Source organism: Type-C symbiont of Plautia stali (assembly GCF_059730935.1).
Window position 1 is genome coordinate 2,440,403 of record NZ_AP035923.1, and the last position, 12,988, is coordinate 2,453,390.

General features: G+C 54.0%; 20 protein-coding genes. 13 read left to right on the plus strand and 7 right to left on the minus strand.

Translation table 11 applies throughout. The features are described from left to right. The first annotated feature begins 114 nt into the window (after window positions 1-114). The 6 genes from AC6I7J_RS11450 (at window position 115) to AC6I7J_RS11475 (ending at window position 3,252) form a co-directional block, all read left to right on the plus strand. On the plus strand, window positions 115-696 hold the full coding sequence (locus tag AC6I7J_RS11450; RefSeq protein WP_498005719.1) for a response regulator transcription factor: 582 nt from the start codon (window positions 115-117) through the stop codon (window positions 694-696). A gap of 228 nt (window positions 697-924) precedes the next feature. Beyond that, window positions 925-1,437: a GNAT family N-acetyltransferase gene (locus AC6I7J_RS11455; protein ID WP_021506315.1), complete on the plus strand. Its 513-nt coding sequence runs from the start codon at window positions 925-927 to the stop codon at window positions 1,435-1,437. 276 nt (window positions 1,438-1,713) lie between these two features. Next, on the plus strand, window positions 1,714-1,881 hold the full coding sequence (locus tag AC6I7J_RS11460; protein ID WP_021506316.1) for a con-10 family general stress protein: 168 nt from the start codon (window positions 1,714-1,716) through the stop codon (window positions 1,879-1,881). Window positions 1,882-2,067: 186 nt separating this feature from the next. Beyond that, complete coding sequence (locus tag AC6I7J_RS11465) at window positions 2,068-2,265, plus strand: hypothetical protein (protein ID WP_031279223.1); 198 nt, start codon at window positions 2,068-2,070, stop codon at window positions 2,263-2,265. Continuing rightward, window positions 2,265-3,050, plus strand: coding sequence for a hypothetical protein (locus AC6I7J_RS11470; protein ID WP_166709986.1), 786 nt, complete (start codon window positions 2,265-2,267; stop codon window positions 3,048-3,050). Before AC6I7J_RS11465 ends, AC6I7J_RS11470 begins: the two co-directional genes overlap by 1 nt. 79 nt (window positions 3,051-3,129) lie before the next feature. Beyond that, window positions 3,130-3,252 carry a hypothetical protein gene (locus tag AC6I7J_RS11475; protein WP_255412066.1) on the plus strand — a complete coding sequence of 41 codons (123 nt, stop codon included), beginning with the start codon at window positions 3,130-3,132 and terminating at the stop codon, window positions 3,250-3,252. A gap of 46 nt (window positions 3,253-3,298) precedes the next feature. Here the strand turns inward: AC6I7J_RS11475 and AC6I7J_RS11480 are convergent, their stop codons facing one another. Further along, window positions 3,299-5,650 carry a phosphoketolase family protein gene (locus AC6I7J_RS11480; protein WP_498005721.1) on the minus strand — a complete coding sequence of 784 codons (2,352 nt, stop codon included), beginning with the start codon at window positions 5,648-5,650 and terminating at the stop codon, window positions 3,299-3,301. Window positions 5,651-5,931: 281 nt separating this feature from the next. Here AC6I7J_RS11480 and AC6I7J_RS11485 point away from each other — a divergent pair, with 281 nt between their 5' ends. Then, entirely contained in the window at window positions 5,932-6,231 is a 300-nt protein-coding gene (locus AC6I7J_RS11485; protein WP_021506321.1) for a hypothetical protein, read from the plus strand. A gap of 193 nt (window positions 6,232-6,424) precedes the next feature. Further along, window positions 6,425-6,625: a hypothetical protein gene (locus AC6I7J_RS11490; protein ID WP_058769662.1), complete on the plus strand. Its 201-nt coding sequence runs from the start codon at window positions 6,425-6,427 to the stop codon at window positions 6,623-6,625. A 31-nt stretch (window positions 6,626-6,656) separates the two neighbouring features. Here the strand turns inward: AC6I7J_RS11490 and AC6I7J_RS11495 are convergent, their stop codons facing one another. The 6 genes from AC6I7J_RS11495 to AC6I7J_RS11520 all read right to left on the minus strand — a co-directional run bounded on the left by AC6I7J_RS11495 (window position 6,657) and on the right by AC6I7J_RS11520 (window position 9,592). Next, window positions 6,657-6,923, minus strand: a complete 267-nt coding sequence (locus AC6I7J_RS11495; RefSeq protein ID WP_021506323.1) for a biofilm development regulator YmgB/AriR family protein — start codon at window positions 6,921-6,923, stop codon at window positions 6,657-6,659. Window positions 6,924-6,976: 53 nt separating this feature from the next. Continuing rightward, window positions 6,977-7,267 carry a hypothetical protein gene (locus AC6I7J_RS11500; RefSeq protein ID WP_059010363.1) on the minus strand — a complete coding sequence of 97 codons (291 nt, stop codon included), beginning with the start codon at window positions 7,265-7,267 and terminating at the stop codon, window positions 6,977-6,979. Between the two features lie 164 nt (window positions 7,268-7,431). Next, the gene (gene ycgZ / locus AC6I7J_RS11505; RefSeq protein WP_021506325.1) at window positions 7,432-7,677 is read right to left on the minus strand and encodes a regulatory protein YcgZ; all 246 of its coding nucleotides are present in this window, start codon (window positions 7,675-7,677) and stop codon (window positions 7,432-7,434) included. 473 nt (window positions 7,678-8,150) lie between these two features. Next, on the minus strand, window positions 8,151-8,336 hold the full coding sequence (locus AC6I7J_RS11510; protein ID WP_071813571.1) for a con-10 family general stress protein: 186 nt from the start codon (window positions 8,334-8,336) through the stop codon (window positions 8,151-8,153). Window positions 8,337-8,611: 275 nt separating this feature from the next. After that, the gene (locus AC6I7J_RS11515) at window positions 8,612-9,073 is read right to left on the minus strand and encodes a DUF421 domain-containing protein (protein ID WP_021506327.1); all 462 of its coding nucleotides are present in this window, start codon (window positions 9,071-9,073) and stop codon (window positions 8,612-8,614) included. A 12-nt stretch (window positions 9,074-9,085) separates the two neighbouring features. Then, the gene (locus tag AC6I7J_RS11520) at window positions 9,086-9,592 is read right to left on the minus strand and encodes a hypothetical protein (protein ID WP_021506328.1); all 507 of its coding nucleotides are present in this window, start codon (window positions 9,590-9,592) and stop codon (window positions 9,086-9,088) included. 232 nt (window positions 9,593-9,824) lie between these two features. Between AC6I7J_RS11520 and AC6I7J_RS11525 the strand changes: the two genes are divergently transcribed. The 5 genes from AC6I7J_RS11525 (at window position 9,825) to AC6I7J_RS11545 (ending at window position 12,883) form a co-directional block, all read left to right on the plus strand. Next, window positions 9,825-10,316 carry a nicotinamide-nucleotide amidohydrolase family protein gene (locus AC6I7J_RS11525; RefSeq protein WP_058769659.1) on the plus strand — a complete coding sequence of 164 codons (492 nt, stop codon included), beginning with the start codon at window positions 9,825-9,827 and terminating at the stop codon, window positions 10,314-10,316. Window positions 10,317-10,634: 318 nt separating this feature from the next. Beyond that, window positions 10,635-10,802: a con-10 family general stress protein gene (locus AC6I7J_RS11530; RefSeq protein WP_021506330.1), complete on the plus strand. Its 168-nt coding sequence runs from the start codon at window positions 10,635-10,637 to the stop codon at window positions 10,800-10,802. Between the two features lie 158 nt (window positions 10,803-10,960). Then, window positions 10,961-11,434, plus strand: a complete 474-nt coding sequence (locus tag AC6I7J_RS11535) for a YciE/YciF ferroxidase family protein (protein WP_021506331.1) — start codon at window positions 10,961-10,963, stop codon at window positions 11,432-11,434. 27 nt (window positions 11,435-11,461) lie between these two features. Then, on the plus strand, window positions 11,462-11,977 hold the full coding sequence (locus tag AC6I7J_RS11540; protein ID WP_021506332.1) for a ferritin-like domain-containing protein: 516 nt from the start codon (window positions 11,462-11,464) through the stop codon (window positions 11,975-11,977). A gap of 36 nt (window positions 11,978-12,013) precedes the next feature. Further along, window positions 12,014-12,883, plus strand: coding sequence for a manganese catalase family protein (locus tag AC6I7J_RS11545; RefSeq protein WP_021506333.1), 870 nt, complete (start codon window positions 12,014-12,016; stop codon window positions 12,881-12,883). Window positions 12,884-12,988: the final 105 nt, after the last annotated feature.

The following is a 12,988-nucleotide window of genomic DNA, read 5'->3' on the forward strand; positions in this document are numbered from 1 at the left end:
ACCCGCCATAGCAGACATTTCTCAGCTTTTTCCTACAACCTGACGCACGCCGTCTGATATCGGCTCAGCGCGGTTTCCGTTCAAATGGGTTAACCGCGAGCACAGGAGGAAACAATGCTGAACATCTTCACTATGGATAGCGACCGCTGGATTACGGAAGGTCTGCGCCTCTACTTTTCCGGGCAGATGATAAGCTGCCTGACGCTCACCTCGCCGGATGACCCGATCCCCACCGGACGCGGGCGCAACGTGGTGATCAGTGAGCTGCATTTTGCCAGTAAAAACCTGGAAGAGACGCTGCGTAGTCTGCTGCTGATGCAGCTCAAAACACCGGGCATCGAGCTGGTGATTCTCACCGACATCAGCGATGAAGCCGTGCTGAATTACGTCGCCCGCCACCTGAAGAAAGCGCGGATTCTGAGTAAAAAATGCCCGCTGGCGACGCTGGTTAGTGCGGTGCTGACGCCGGAAAACGTTGCCGCCGTCGCCGTACCGCACGGCAACGCCGATGTGCTGACCGAGCGCGAGTTCACGCTGCTGCGCTGGCTGGCGGGTCCGCGCCGCATGACGGAGATCGGGCATGCGCTGCACCTCAGCAATAAGACCATCAGCCACTACAAGAACACCATCTCACGCAAGCTGGGCTGTAAAAACCACATGGATTTTTACCATCGCCTCACCAGCTACGGCTTTTGATTCGCGCCTCCCGCCTCAATTCAGGATGTTCAGCCCGCTGGACATCCTGCGCCTGCCTCCTTTCCTGTTAAAAAATCAAGACATTCAGCCAACATCCTTACCGCAAAAGGGATGACACCCGGTTTGATTCGCGCATAATGACGGGTCACCTGTACGGGCAGGATGCCCGCTGACACCCCCACTCTGCCGTAACGCAGGATAAAACATAAAAACTGAAGGAAGACTGGCATGGAATTCACCATACGCAACGCGCAGCCTGATGATGCCGAACTGCTGCATCAGCTGGGGCGCATGACCTACAGCGCCCACTTCAAACATATGTGGGTCTCCGAAGCCGAGCTGGATGAATTCATCGACAAAGAGTACGGCCTGGCCGAGCTGCGCAGCAGCCTGGTGGCCCCCAACGAAAGCTGGCTGATTGCCGAAACCAACAAACCCATCGGCTTTGCCAAAGTGACCTGGAATACGCCGGTACCGGACTCCGGCATGAGCGGTGCCCAGCTGAATAAGCTCTACCTCAATCCGCAGGAAACCGGTAAAAACTATGGCCGGCGCATGTTCGAAAGCATTATCCACGCCGCGCGCGATAAGCAGGAAGGCTATCTGTGGCTGGAAGTGATGGGCGAGAACGTGCGCGCACGCAAATTTTATGAAGCCTTTGGCATGCAGCACATCAAAGACATTCCTTTTATTACTGCTTCGCAGCAGAGCATCCTGCAGATTTTAGGCATGGTTATTTAGCGTGGCTCACGGCACCGGGTCAGCTGTCTGGCCCGGCCGGTTGGGTGCACTGGAGTGTTTCATTTTATTACTTCACCGCCGCAAAATTTTTAAATAAGCGCAGCGACAGCGCAGAATTATTGTTATTTCAACAAACTAAGATAAAAAATAAAAAACCCCTTTTTTATGCGCCGTCACGCTTGCAGAAATAGCACCAGCGATTAGTATTAAATACGCAACACGCACATGACAGCGCAACAACGTCATGTTATTTATTACTCATGAAGAGGATATATTATGACTCAGCATCGAGGCGGTTCAGGTAATTTCGCAGAAGATAAACAGAAAGCATCAGAAGCCGGTAAAAAAGGCGGACAGCACAGCGGCGGCAACTTTAAAAACGACCGCGAAAAAGCGTCCGAAGCCGGTAAAAAAGGCGGTCAGAGCAGCAATCGCGGCTCGTGATTAGCCGGCCAGCACAGGATGAGGCGGCCATGGCGCAGGGAGCGCGCCGTTACCCCCCGGATTATTGTCTTACCCTGCGCTGACTTTCCTCACGTTTAACAGATAACTCTGAAACCGCCTGAATCTGGCAGAAAACGTTATATGATCAATTAACTATTTATTGCCTTACAGGAACAGCCTGACGTGATATTGCGCTATTTTACCTCTCTTTTTTCCAGTCCGGAATCATTACTGCAGGTGATGAGCCGCCAGGATATTCGTGAATCCATTCAGGAAGGTGACCGGATTATTATTGACGAAGACGGTAACGCTTCGGTTAATCCCCTCAGCCCGCAGGTACAGCAGGACTTCGCCGATCATATTAAGCGCTTAAAGGATATCTGATGGGAACCGCGATATTTATGGTGCTGATGGTCTGCGGCTACTGGTACACCAGTCGCGATATGTCCAGCCGCCTGAAAATAAAACGCTCCTTTGGCTGGGACGTCTATTTTCTCATTGCGCTGTACGGCTGCATTTTTGTCGTTCAGGGCGTGGTCGCCACCGGCCTGGTCTGGCTGCTACTGCTGGCGGCCTCGGCCATCAATAACAGCCTGGCGCTGTCTGCCGATCTCCATGCGCGCTGGCACGTCGATTTCATGACATGGAGTTTTCTCGGCATTCAGGCACCGGTGGTGATCATGCTGGCGTTTGCCGTGCTGTTTTGTGTGTATCGTTCCAATTCCGGCAGCGCGCGGCTGACCGCCGGCAGTCGCAAAGAGCTATATCAGCGCCTGTCCCGCTCTAACGGTATTGAACAACTGCTGCTGCACTGCATGGAAGAAGGCGAACTGGCATGGGTCACGCTGAAATCGCGCCGTATCTACATCGGCATGATTCACGCCGCTACTTTTGAATATCCCAGCACCGCCAACATCGTGCTGATTCCGATGCTCAGCGGCTACCGTGATTCGCGCACGCTGAATCTGGCCGTAGAGCACAACTACAGCCGCTGGTATCACCAGCACGACATCAGCTTTGTTTCCACGCCGAAAAGCGCGCTGGAGTTCCGCAAGGTCCTGATGGTTGATCAGATTGAGAGCCTGTCGCTGTTCGATCCCGCCAGCGCCAGCGCGCTGGCCATGGGAAAATGCCAGCAGGCAGAGAAACGGCGGAACATACCGGGCTGAAATGCCCAGCCGCCCTTTACATCCGCTTTATCTGGTAACAGTGACGCGGCGTCACGTGGTAACCGCTAAGGAGTATGCAATGACCGATCGTCCCGTTCACGGCGACCAGCCGGATTACGATCCGCGCAAAAACAGCCCCGACCAGAAGCCGAAAGATGACGAAACCAGCGCGCCTGAATCCGGGGATAAACAGGCCGAATAAACCATAAACCGCCTTTTCAGGCGGTTTTTTTCGCGCCCGGGTCGGGTTAGCCCGGCCACAGCCAGTTACGTACTTCCGGCACGTCTTCACCGTATTCGCGCACATAGCGATGGTGCTCCGCGAGGCGCTGCTGCAGGTCGTCGAGCAATTCAGGATGGCGATCGGCCAGGCCCGGCACATGCAAAATCGCCGCCTGCGCCAGATGATAGCGGTCCAGCTCGTTGAGCACCGTCATATCAAACGGCGTGGTGGTGGTGCCCTCTTCGTTGAAGCCGTGCACGTGGAAATTGGCGTGGTTGCTGCGCTGATAGGTCAGACGATGAATCAGGCTGGGATAGCCATGAAAGGCGAAAATTACCGGTTTGTCGCGGGTAAACAGCGCATCGAAATCCTCTTCCGACTTGCCGTGCGGGTGCTGCTGCTGCGTCTGCAGCGCCAGCAGATCCACCACGTTGACCACGCGAATGCGCAGCGTGGGCAGATAGTTTCGCAGCAGATCCACCGCCGCCAGCGTCTCCATGGTGGGCACATCGCCGGCGCAGGCCATCACCACGTCCGGCTCGCCGTCATCGCTCGCCCAGCGCCATTCGCCCATACCCGCCTCACAGTGGGCAATGGCGCTGTCGATGTCCAGCCACTGCGGTGACGGCTGCTTGCCAGCGACAATCACGTTGATGCGATCCCAGGTGCGCAGACAGTGATCGCCCACCCACAGCAGGGTGTTCGCGTCTGGCGGCAGATAAATGCGCACGATATCCGCCTTTTTGTTCGCCACGTGATCGATAAAACCGGGATCCTGATGGCTGTAACCGTTGTGATCCTGGCGCCAGACATGTGAAGACAACAGATAGTTGAGCGAGGAGATCGGCTGACGCCAGCCCAGCTTGCGCGTCACCTTCAGCCATTTGGCGTGCTGATTGAACATCGAATCGATGATATGAATAAAGGCTTCATAGCAGTTAAACAGCCCGTGTCGTCCGGTGAGCAGATAGCCCTCCAGCCAGCCCTGACACTGATGCTCGCTGAGAATTTCCATCACCCGACCGTCACGCGCCAGCTGCTCATCATACGGTTCGATGTCTGCCATCCAGCTGCGGCTGGTGACGTCAAAGACCGGCGTCAGGCGATTCGAGGCGGTCTCATCTGGCCCGAACAGACGGAAGTTATCGGCGTTGCGCTGAAAAATCGCGCTGAGGTAGTGGCCGAACTGCTTAGTGGCTTCGCCGCGCTGGCTGCCCGGCGCGCCGGTGTCGAGCGCAAACTCGCGGACGTCAGGCGTGTTGAGCGTGCGGCGCAGCCGTCCGCCGTTGGCATAGGGTGAGGCGCTCATGCGTTTATCCCCCTGCGGCGCCAGCGCACGCAGTTCCGGCCTGAGTTTACCCGCCTCGTCAAACAGATCTTCCGGCTGATAGCTGCGCAGCCACTGCTCTAACACCTGCCGATGCGACGCGTCTTCGCGACATGCCGCCACCGGCACCTGATGCGCACGCCAGAAATCTTCCACCTTTTTACCGTCCACCTCTTTCGGGCCGGTCCAGCCCTTCGGGCTGCGCAGTACAATCATCGGCCAGCGCGGGATCGCCTGCTCTGTCTGGCCGCTGCGCGCCTGCTGCTGATAAGCGGCAATCTTATCAAACGCGTTATCCAGCGCTGCCGCCATCTGCTGGTGCATGTCGGCCGGCTCGTGCCCGCAGACAAACAGCGGCTCATAACCGTAACCGCTGAACAGCTGCTGCAGATCGTCATCACTGCTGCGCCCCAGCAGCGTCGGGTTGGCAATTTTGTAGCCGTTCAGATGCAGGATGGGTAGCACCGCACCATCACGCTGCGGATTGAGGAATTTGATGCCGTGCCAGCTGGCGGCAAGCGGCCCGGTTTCAGCTTCGCCGTCACCAATCACGCAGGGTACGATCAGCTGCGGATGATCGAAAACCGCGCCAAACGCGTGCGACAGCGAATAGCCCAGCTCGCCGCCTTCATTAATCGAGCCCGGCGTTTCCGGTGCCGCATGGCTGGGAATGCCGCCAGGAAACGAAAACTGCTTAAACAGGCGCTGCATGCCTGCAGCATCTTCACTGATGTGCGGATAGATCTCGCTGTAGCTGCCTTCAAGCCAGCTGTTCGCCACCATCCCCGGACCGCCGTGCCCCGGACCACAGACGTACAGCAGATCCACCTCGCGCTGGCGGATGATGCGGTTGAGGTGCGCATAGATAAAGTTCAGGCCGGGCGTCGTGCCCCAGTGGCCAAGCAGTCGCGGCTTAATATGCCCGGGCTGCAACGGTTCGCGTAACAGCGGATTCTCCATCAGGTAGATTTGCCCGACGGACAGATAATTGGCGGCGCGCCAGTAGCGATCGATCAGCGCCAGTTCATCGGCGGCACTCGGATTGGTCATGCCTCTTCTCCTTTGGTTAGCCATCAGTTAACCCTAATAGAGGATAGGCGATGCTGCGAGCCAGACGGTATTTCTGCACTGTTGCTATTAACCGCTGCGCTTATTCAAGCTTTCACGAAAATATAAGCGCAGCGGTAAAAGCTGTACACGTAAATATTTTTTTCATTTTGTGCACTATTTAATGGGTCGTGACCCGCAAAACTGGCGCTTTTTCACTTTTGGTCTATTGTGCCTTTTACAGGTAATACCAGTAGAAAATAGAAAAATAAAAGGATCCTAAAATGGACTATAAAATGTTCGCTAACCGACTGCAGCAGTGGCCGCAGTTACATTTTACGGCGATTGAACTGCAGCAACGCGAGATGGCCTGCGAGATCTACGCCACGGCGGCTGAGCACCAGACCATGAGCCAGCTGTTTATTTGTCGCGTCAGTGATGAAAAAAATGCGCAGGAATTAATCAGGCAGTATCGCAGCTGGCTGCATAAATTTAATCTCGGTCGCAGCAGGCGCGATAATTCCCGCCCGCCGCGCAGCGTGTCGGTGAATGTTCCGGGCGCAATAAGCGCAGCGCTAAAATAGAGTTATCGGCATGCTTAACCATTTTTTAGTTGCATGAATCTGCTACAGCAGCGTATTACTATTCGCGCAGCGTGATAACACCTGGCAATGTGTCTGACGAATAACCTGGGCCATTTTCACTGACAGCAGAAAAAGGTGTTGAGTTGTTATCACCTGTGCAACACTGTACGGATATACAAGTCCCGGAGGTGACGTGAAACAAGTTAACCGTCCTGCACCGGATCTGTATGCGCTGATAGGCATCGCGGTGACGGAATTTATCAGGGAAGGTAGCGTATTCAGGATACATGACGTGACGCAGGTGCTGCATACGATGAAAGCAGAAGCGCGTGATGAGGATTTCCGGCATCGCTGCGATGCTGCAATAAGGCTACTGGCAGATCTTATGCACTGAACCGATCCCCGCCTGCGCGGGGACCACTACCTCAGGCGTCGTCTGGCGTATAACCCACCACAATTTCCAGCGTTCTGCGCAGCACACTTGCCTGCGCTTCGTCCTGTGTCGCTTCCAGCGCCATAATCAGACATAGAATGATGGATTTGTTACTGACGCGGCCTTCGCTGGCCAGCACGCTACGAATGACATCATTCAGTACCGCGGCCTCTTCACTCAATGCCACTCCGGCATCGCGAAAATGCGCCGCCAGTTCCGTGTCCGGCAGCGCAGAATAGAGAGAGTGATTCTCCGACATCGTTCTTTTCCCGTACTGTGAGCAATACAGTCAGATTATAATTTAACGGTCAGTCAGTGCTTGCGGCTGCCGCCACCCTGACCGTTGTGGCCAAACAGCGGATGCACATTATCGCGATCCGATTGTTCGCCACGCCGCTTTTGTCCAGCCGTCATGCTCGACCGGACTTCATCGATTGCAGTGCGAATCGCAGCCGCCTGCGCATCATCGCTGGCCTGCTGCTGCATAATGTGGAGCTCATCAAGCAACGCCTGGGTGGTGACCGGCCCGGAGCGCTGCAGCAGCGTTAACGCCGCTTCGCCTATGATCTCATCAATAAGAGTCTGGTGTTCTCTTCTGTTCATAACATAATAAATCTCTGCATGCTGCCTGCCCCGACCGGGAACGCGACAGAAAAACAGCGCCGCTATCCTGCGGCGCGATACAGCCCGTCACAAGTCATACATGCAGTGATACGTTATCAGAATGGCGTTTTCGTGTGTACAACCTGGACGCTTTCGCTTCGCTCTCAGCTCTCGCGTTCAAATAGCAGGCCAATCAGCTGGTGATAATGGTGCTCTTCTTCCGTGGTAGAAGCGAGCTCCAGACGACGCAGCAGCTTAGTACACAGCGATTTACGGTTCAGATTACGGCCTTCACGCAGGATTTCGACCACGACCTGGCCCAGCGTCTCCTGCTGCGAAGGCAGCGTGGCTTTGCTAAAATAGTTGGCAATCGCCTCGACTGAGTTCGGAGTGTATCCGTTCTGGCGCATAAGTGACTCCCGTTAACATTAAATTGTCAGAAAAATGTTCTGGCTAAGTTGTACAAGTTTTTCAAAATCTGTACAAGAGGATAAACAAGAGAATGGGGTTTTTTTGTTGCAAAAAGTGCTACCGAAAAGTTATTAACCCATGCATAAATTGAAATTTTTTAACATCGCCAACGCCCGATCAGGTCCACATTAATAATGAGTCGATAACGTATCGCTTCGTTATCAGTGCCACCTAATCTGCCTGTTACTTATTTCCTCTCGCGCTAACAATCGTTATTGGTGGTTGCAGCCGCTGCGCTTATCAGATATTACCGCACGTCATTTTTTCGTTCCCTGCAGCACGGCAGCTGGTGATATAAAATGCGTGCGGCGCAATGGACCACTCCCTGAATTGCGCCGCTGCGTTACCGATTAAGCCGCCTCAGGGTAGCTTAACTGATTACGCTGACTGCATTTATATTAAAGAAGGCGGTTTAAGCTTCCGCCGCTGCGGTTTTGCCGCGACGACTTACTTTTCCACCGCGTCTGCCCGCTTCTACTGCCCTTTCAGGACAGTTTTTAAAATTCCCGCTGCTGACGCTGCCGCCTTTTTTACCCGCTTCGCGAGCACGCTCGGTATTTTCTGCAAAATTACCTGCACCACCACGTCGTTGTGTCATATGTCACCCCATTGATAAAAATAATTAAGTAGTTAAACGACAGAATATCTCCACACAGGAACAATATGGATGGGATTGGAGATAAAACAACATTTAATATGCATATTTGCGCTGACAAAAAGCCATGCGCAAATGGTTATTTTCACCGCTGCGCTTATAGCGGGTTGCTTGTAAAGATTTTTTTTCAAACTTGTACAAAATAATTTTAGTGGTATAAAATCAATTAATTAACAAAAGTGTGATCTTTATCACAAACAAGTATTGAGAGATTGTTGCTATTTTTCAGTTTTATCTGAATTTTCCGGGATGATGGAAATATGACCGCTCACTTCCAGCACCGCGTATTTAATTTGATCGATGCGTTCCAGCCCCTGACCTGAACGCGCGGCCTCGAGGATATCTTCCCGACTGATGCCCGACATTTTTAGCCGCTGCGTTAATATCCGGCCATGCTCCACCAAAATCAGCGGTCCTCCCTCCGCCATTTGTTCGAATAGCGGAAAGCGCGCTTTGAGTTTGCCCAGCACAATATCAATAGTGATTAAGGTGATGATGGTGAGGCTGGCACCGGTAACGGAAAAGTCATCACCCAGCAATGCCTGCTGTGTGGCTTCGCTAATAATCAGCAGCAGAATCAAATCGAATGAGGTCATTTGCAGCAGTGTGCGTCGACCGGCAATTTTAAATACCACCATTAACAACAGATAAATGGCGGCTGCGCGTAATACCGTTTCCATAACGCTCTCCTTTTATGGGTAAATCCACTGCGATACCTTTACCGGTACCTGATGATTGACGTGCACGCTCAGCGCAACCCGTCCCGCCGCCTGCGGCTGAATCCCCAGCCAGATCACATGACCTTCTGCCGCCTCGCTGGCGTAAGTAAGCTGCAGCGTGTTATCCCGCGTGATGGCCTGCTGTGGCTGTGGCTGTAGCGTCTGGATCTGCAAATCGTCTAACGCGCCGCTGCCTAGCGTGACGGTGAAATGCTCGCCGCTCTGCGGTGCCACGCGAATCCGCAGGTTCATATTGCTGTCGATGCGACCAAAACGTTCATAGCGAATGCTGACGGAACCATCAGCCGACTGCGCCTGCCCGTCGCTTAATATGCCTTTGGAAAACAACCCGCAGGCACCCAGGATCACAATCACCATTAGCACGTATTCACCGATACGCTGTATAACGCTCTCCCTGCGTTGCCAGCGCATATCCTCCTGCACCGGATAATCACGGCTGGCTAACTCATCTTTCTTCATGGTGTTATTCCTCTTGCAGTTAATTAGCTGACATCATGTCGCTCCGGTTATTCCCTCTTCGTTCTGAATTTTAAGCTTAGCGGTAAACGCCGGGAGCTTCGGTAACAGTTTAATTCGGCTGAGCAGCGGTGCAGAAATTACTCCTATAATTCGGATGCACGCCGCTGGCAATGCATATGAGCAGCGGCAGAGACGGCGTTTATTAATTTCACTCTGACAAGGGATACAGAATATGGATGAAGAACTGGTTAATTTAGCGACCGAAGTGGGTAATAAATTACTGGCCGCCGGCCTGAGCGTCACCACCGCCGAATCCTGCACCTCTGGCTGGGTCGGTTCCGCGCTGGCGGCCGCCAGCGACAGTAGCCGCTTTTACAGCAGTGGCTTTATTACTTACACCAATCAGGCGAAGCAGCGCGTGCTGGGCGTCAGCGCAGAGACGCTGGCGCGTGATACCGCCGTCAGTGAAGCCGCGGTACGGGAGATGGCCTGCGGCGCGAAAAAGCTCTCCGGGGATACGCTGGCTATTGCCGTCAGTGGCTATGCCGGCCCGGACGGCGGTGAGGACGGCACGCCAGCCGGCACCGTGTGGTTTGCATGGTGTCTGGCAGATGGCAGCGTGCACACCAGCCGGCAGTGGTTTTCAGGTGAAGGTGAAGAAGTGGTGCGCAAAGCAACCCTTTTTAGTCTGGCGGAATTGAACCGTCTGCTCGACGCTATTTAGCGCCGCTTCGCCGTTCAATGATTAAACGTCAATAAAATAAGCCGGGCGGATAAAATTCCCACCGGAGGAAAATGTATTGAGCATAAATAATCATCAGGCAGGTTAAAAGCGAGACCGTAATATGGACCGGCTCGCTAAAAATAGCGTGGTTATTTTACACCACAATCTCCAGCCTTCTCATCAATATAGCGCTAGCGAGGCGTGAAAAATATAACCGTCGCGCTTGTCAGTGAGGCAGCCTGCATTAGTATTAAGTGTGTAAAACATGCATGGCGGCAGATGCGTCATGTTATTTATTACTCATCACGAGGTAATAGTATGACAGAGCATAGAGGCGGTTCAGGTAATTTCGCAGAAGACAAAGAGAAAGCATCTGAAGCGGGTAAAAAAGGCGGACAAAACAGCGGCGGTAATTTCAAAAACGACCGTGAGAAAGCGTCCGAAGCCGGCAAAAAAGGCGGACAGAATAGCCATCGCGATTCCTGATGCGCTGTAACGCAGAGTAAGGAATGTCTCGGAGCAGGGAATGCTCCGTCATCAACAGGATGACAGGGATTTATTGCTTCGTTTCATTCCCTCTCTTTAATCGCGTTATCACTTAATGGCTTCAGCCTCCCGTTAATCACCGATTCGGAGAATATTTCATGAAAGTTAAATCGCTACTCGATCTTTTTATTCACGATCTTTCGGACGTTTACAGCGCGGAGAAACAGATCACTCGTGCGTTACCCAAACTGGTCCGGGCAGCCTCCGATGAAAGTTTAAAAAACGCTTTTCAGCAACATCTGGAAGAGACCCAGGGACAAATTGAGCGCCTCGATCAGGTCGTAGAGAGCCACGATGAGCTGCGCATCATGCGTATGAAGTGCCATGCACTGGAAGGCCTGGTAGAAGAAGCGCAGGAGCTGATTGAATCCACCGAAGCCGGCCCGGTGCGCGATGCTGGCCTGATCGGCGCGGCGCAGAAGGTTGAGCACTATGAAATCGCCACTTACGGCACGCTGGTGGCCATGGCGAAAAAGCTGGAGCTCAACCAGGCCGCAGAGCTGCTGGCCGCCACATTAGCCGAAGAAAAATCCACCGATGAAAAACTCACGGATATCGCGGAAAAGCAGTAACGCGACTGCCGTACAACGGAGGTAGATATGACAACCACATCCGCACTTTCGCATTATCACGACTGGCTGCGCGACGCTCACGCCATGGAAAAACAGGCCGAAACCATGCTCGAACAGATGGCAAAACGCCTGGAAAACTACCCGCAGCTGCGTGCACGCATTGAGCAGCACATCGAAGAAACCCGCCAGCAGCAGTCTTTGCTGGAATCCATTCTCGACCGTCACGGCATTTCTCACTCCAGCGTAAAAGACGTTATGGGGAAAATGGCCGCTATGGGCCAGGCCTTTGGCGGCACCTTTGCGGAAGATGAAGTGGTGAAAGGCGCTATCAGCGGCTACGTGTTCGAGAATGCCGAGATTGGCAGCTACACCAGCCTGATCAGCGCCGCCACGCGTGCCGGGGATCAGGAGAGCGTGGCCATTCTCAAACAGATCTGTGAGCAGGAGATCGCGATGGCGGACTGGATGTTAACGCACATGCCTGAACTGACCGATCAGTTCCTGCTGCGCAGCGAAGACCCGGACGCGAAAGCGAAACGCTGATTTTCTCTTTTCGTAAGAGACTTTTTGAGGTGAGCTATGTTTCGACACGTTAAGAAACTGCAGTACACGGTGCGCGTCAGTGCGCCGAACCCGGGCCTGGCCAATCTGCTGTTAGAGCAGTTTGGCGGTCCGCAGGGCGAACTGGCTGCGGCCATGCGCTATTTTACCCAGGGCCTCGGCGATGAGGATTTAGGACGCCGCGACCTGCTGATGGATATCGCTACCGAAGAGCTCAGCCATCTTGAGATTATCGGCTCGCTGGTTGGCATGCTCAATAAAGGCGCCAAAGGCAAGCTGGCCGAAGGCACTGAAGAGGAAGGCGAACTGTATCGCTCAATCACGGGTGCCGGTAACGATAGCCATCTGACTTCGATTCTTTATGGCGGTGGTCCGCCGCTGACCAACTCCGGCGGCGTGCCGTGGACCGCGGCTTACGTGGATACCATCGGCGAAGTGACGGCGGATTTGCGTTCTAATATCGCCGCCGAAGCGCGCGCCAAAATCATCTATGAACGCCTGATCAACGTCACTGACGATGTTGGCGTAAAGGATGCGTTAGGCTTCCTGATGACGCGTGAAGCCGCGCACCAGCTTTCATTTGAGAAAGCGCTGTACTCCATTCGCGACAACTTCCCACCGGGCAAGCTGCCGCCAATTGAGCAGTATGCGCACAACTACTACAACATGTCAGAAGGTGATGACGTGCGTGGTAGTTGGAACTCCGATGACAACTTCGATTATGTGGCCGATCCGCAACCGGCGGTGGATGGCGGCGATGGTCTGCCTTCTGTGACGCTGTCGCCGGATGAGCAGCGCGACATCGATGCGCTGGCCGCACGCACCGCGTCCGATCCGCTGATCGATCCGATCACCGGGGCGGAAGCGGGCAGCAAGAAGTCGCCCTGACGTTCAGTCAGACCAGGCAGTGACACGTTTTTTTCTCGCGCAGTAACTGGCCCCTGGCCCACGGCGTTTCCCTGATGGGAACGCCGTTTTTTTCGTCCTGCTGTC

Coding starts and splice junctions, on each gene's coding strand:
- AC6I7J_RS11525 (WP_058769659.1), top strand. CDS start 9,825: ATGGATGAAGAACTGGTTAATTTAGCGACCGAAGTGGGTAATAAATTA.
- AC6I7J_RS11530 (WP_021506330.1), top strand. CDS start 10,635: ATGACAGAGCATAGAGGCGGTTCAGGTAATTTCGCAGAAGACAAAGAG.
- AC6I7J_RS11540 (WP_021506332.1), top strand. CDS start 11,462: ATGACAACCACATCCGCACTTTCGCATTATCACGACTGGCTGCGCGAC.
- AC6I7J_RS11500 (WP_059010363.1), bottom strand. CDS start 7,267: ATGAACAGAAGAGAACACCAGACTCTTATTGATGAGATCATAGGCGAA.
- AC6I7J_RS11475 (WP_255412066.1), top strand. CDS start 3,130: ATGACCGATCGTCCCGTTCACGGCGACCAGCCGGATTACGATCCGCGC.
- AC6I7J_RS11460 (WP_021506316.1), top strand. CDS start 1,714: ATGACTCAGCATCGAGGCGGTTCAGGTAATTTCGCAGAAGATAAACAG.
- AC6I7J_RS11485 (WP_021506321.1), top strand. CDS start 5,932: ATGGACTATAAAATGTTCGCTAACCGACTGCAGCAGTGGCCGCAGTTA.
- AC6I7J_RS11470 (WP_166709986.1), top strand. CDS start 2,265: ATGGGAACCGCGATATTTATGGTGCTGATGGTCTGCGGCTACTGGTAC.
- AC6I7J_RS11450 (WP_498005719.1), top strand. CDS start 115: ATGCTGAACATCTTCACTATGGATAGCGACCGCTGGATTACGGAAGGT.
- AC6I7J_RS11455 (WP_021506315.1), top strand. CDS start 925: ATGGAATTCACCATACGCAACGCGCAGCCTGATGATGCCGAACTGCTG.
- AC6I7J_RS11545 (WP_021506333.1), top strand. CDS start 12,014: ATGTTTCGACACGTTAAGAAACTGCAGTACACGGTGCGCGTCAGTGCG.
- AC6I7J_RS11510 (WP_071813571.1), bottom strand. CDS start 8,336: ATGACACAACGACGTGGTGGTGCAGGTAATTTTGCAGAAAATACCGAG.
- ycgZ (WP_021506325.1), bottom strand. CDS start 7,677: ATGCGCCAGAACGGATACACTCCGAACTCAGTCGAGGCGATTGCCAAC.
- AC6I7J_RS11535 (WP_021506331.1), top strand. CDS start 10,961: ATGAAAGTTAAATCGCTACTCGATCTTTTTATTCACGATCTTTCGGAC.
- AC6I7J_RS11515 (WP_021506327.1), bottom strand. CDS start 9,073: ATGGAAACGGTATTACGCGCAGCCGCCATTTATCTGTTGTTAATGGTG.
- AC6I7J_RS11520 (WP_021506328.1), bottom strand. CDS start 9,592: ATGAAGAAAGATGAGTTAGCCAGCCGTGATTATCCGGTGCAGGAGGAT.
- AC6I7J_RS11495 (WP_021506323.1), bottom strand. CDS start 6,923: ATGTCGGAGAATCACTCTCTCTATTCTGCGCTGCCGGACACGGAACTG.
- AC6I7J_RS11480 (WP_498005721.1), bottom strand. CDS start 5,650: ATGACCAATCCGAGTGCCGCCGATGAACTGGCGCTGATCGATCGCTAC.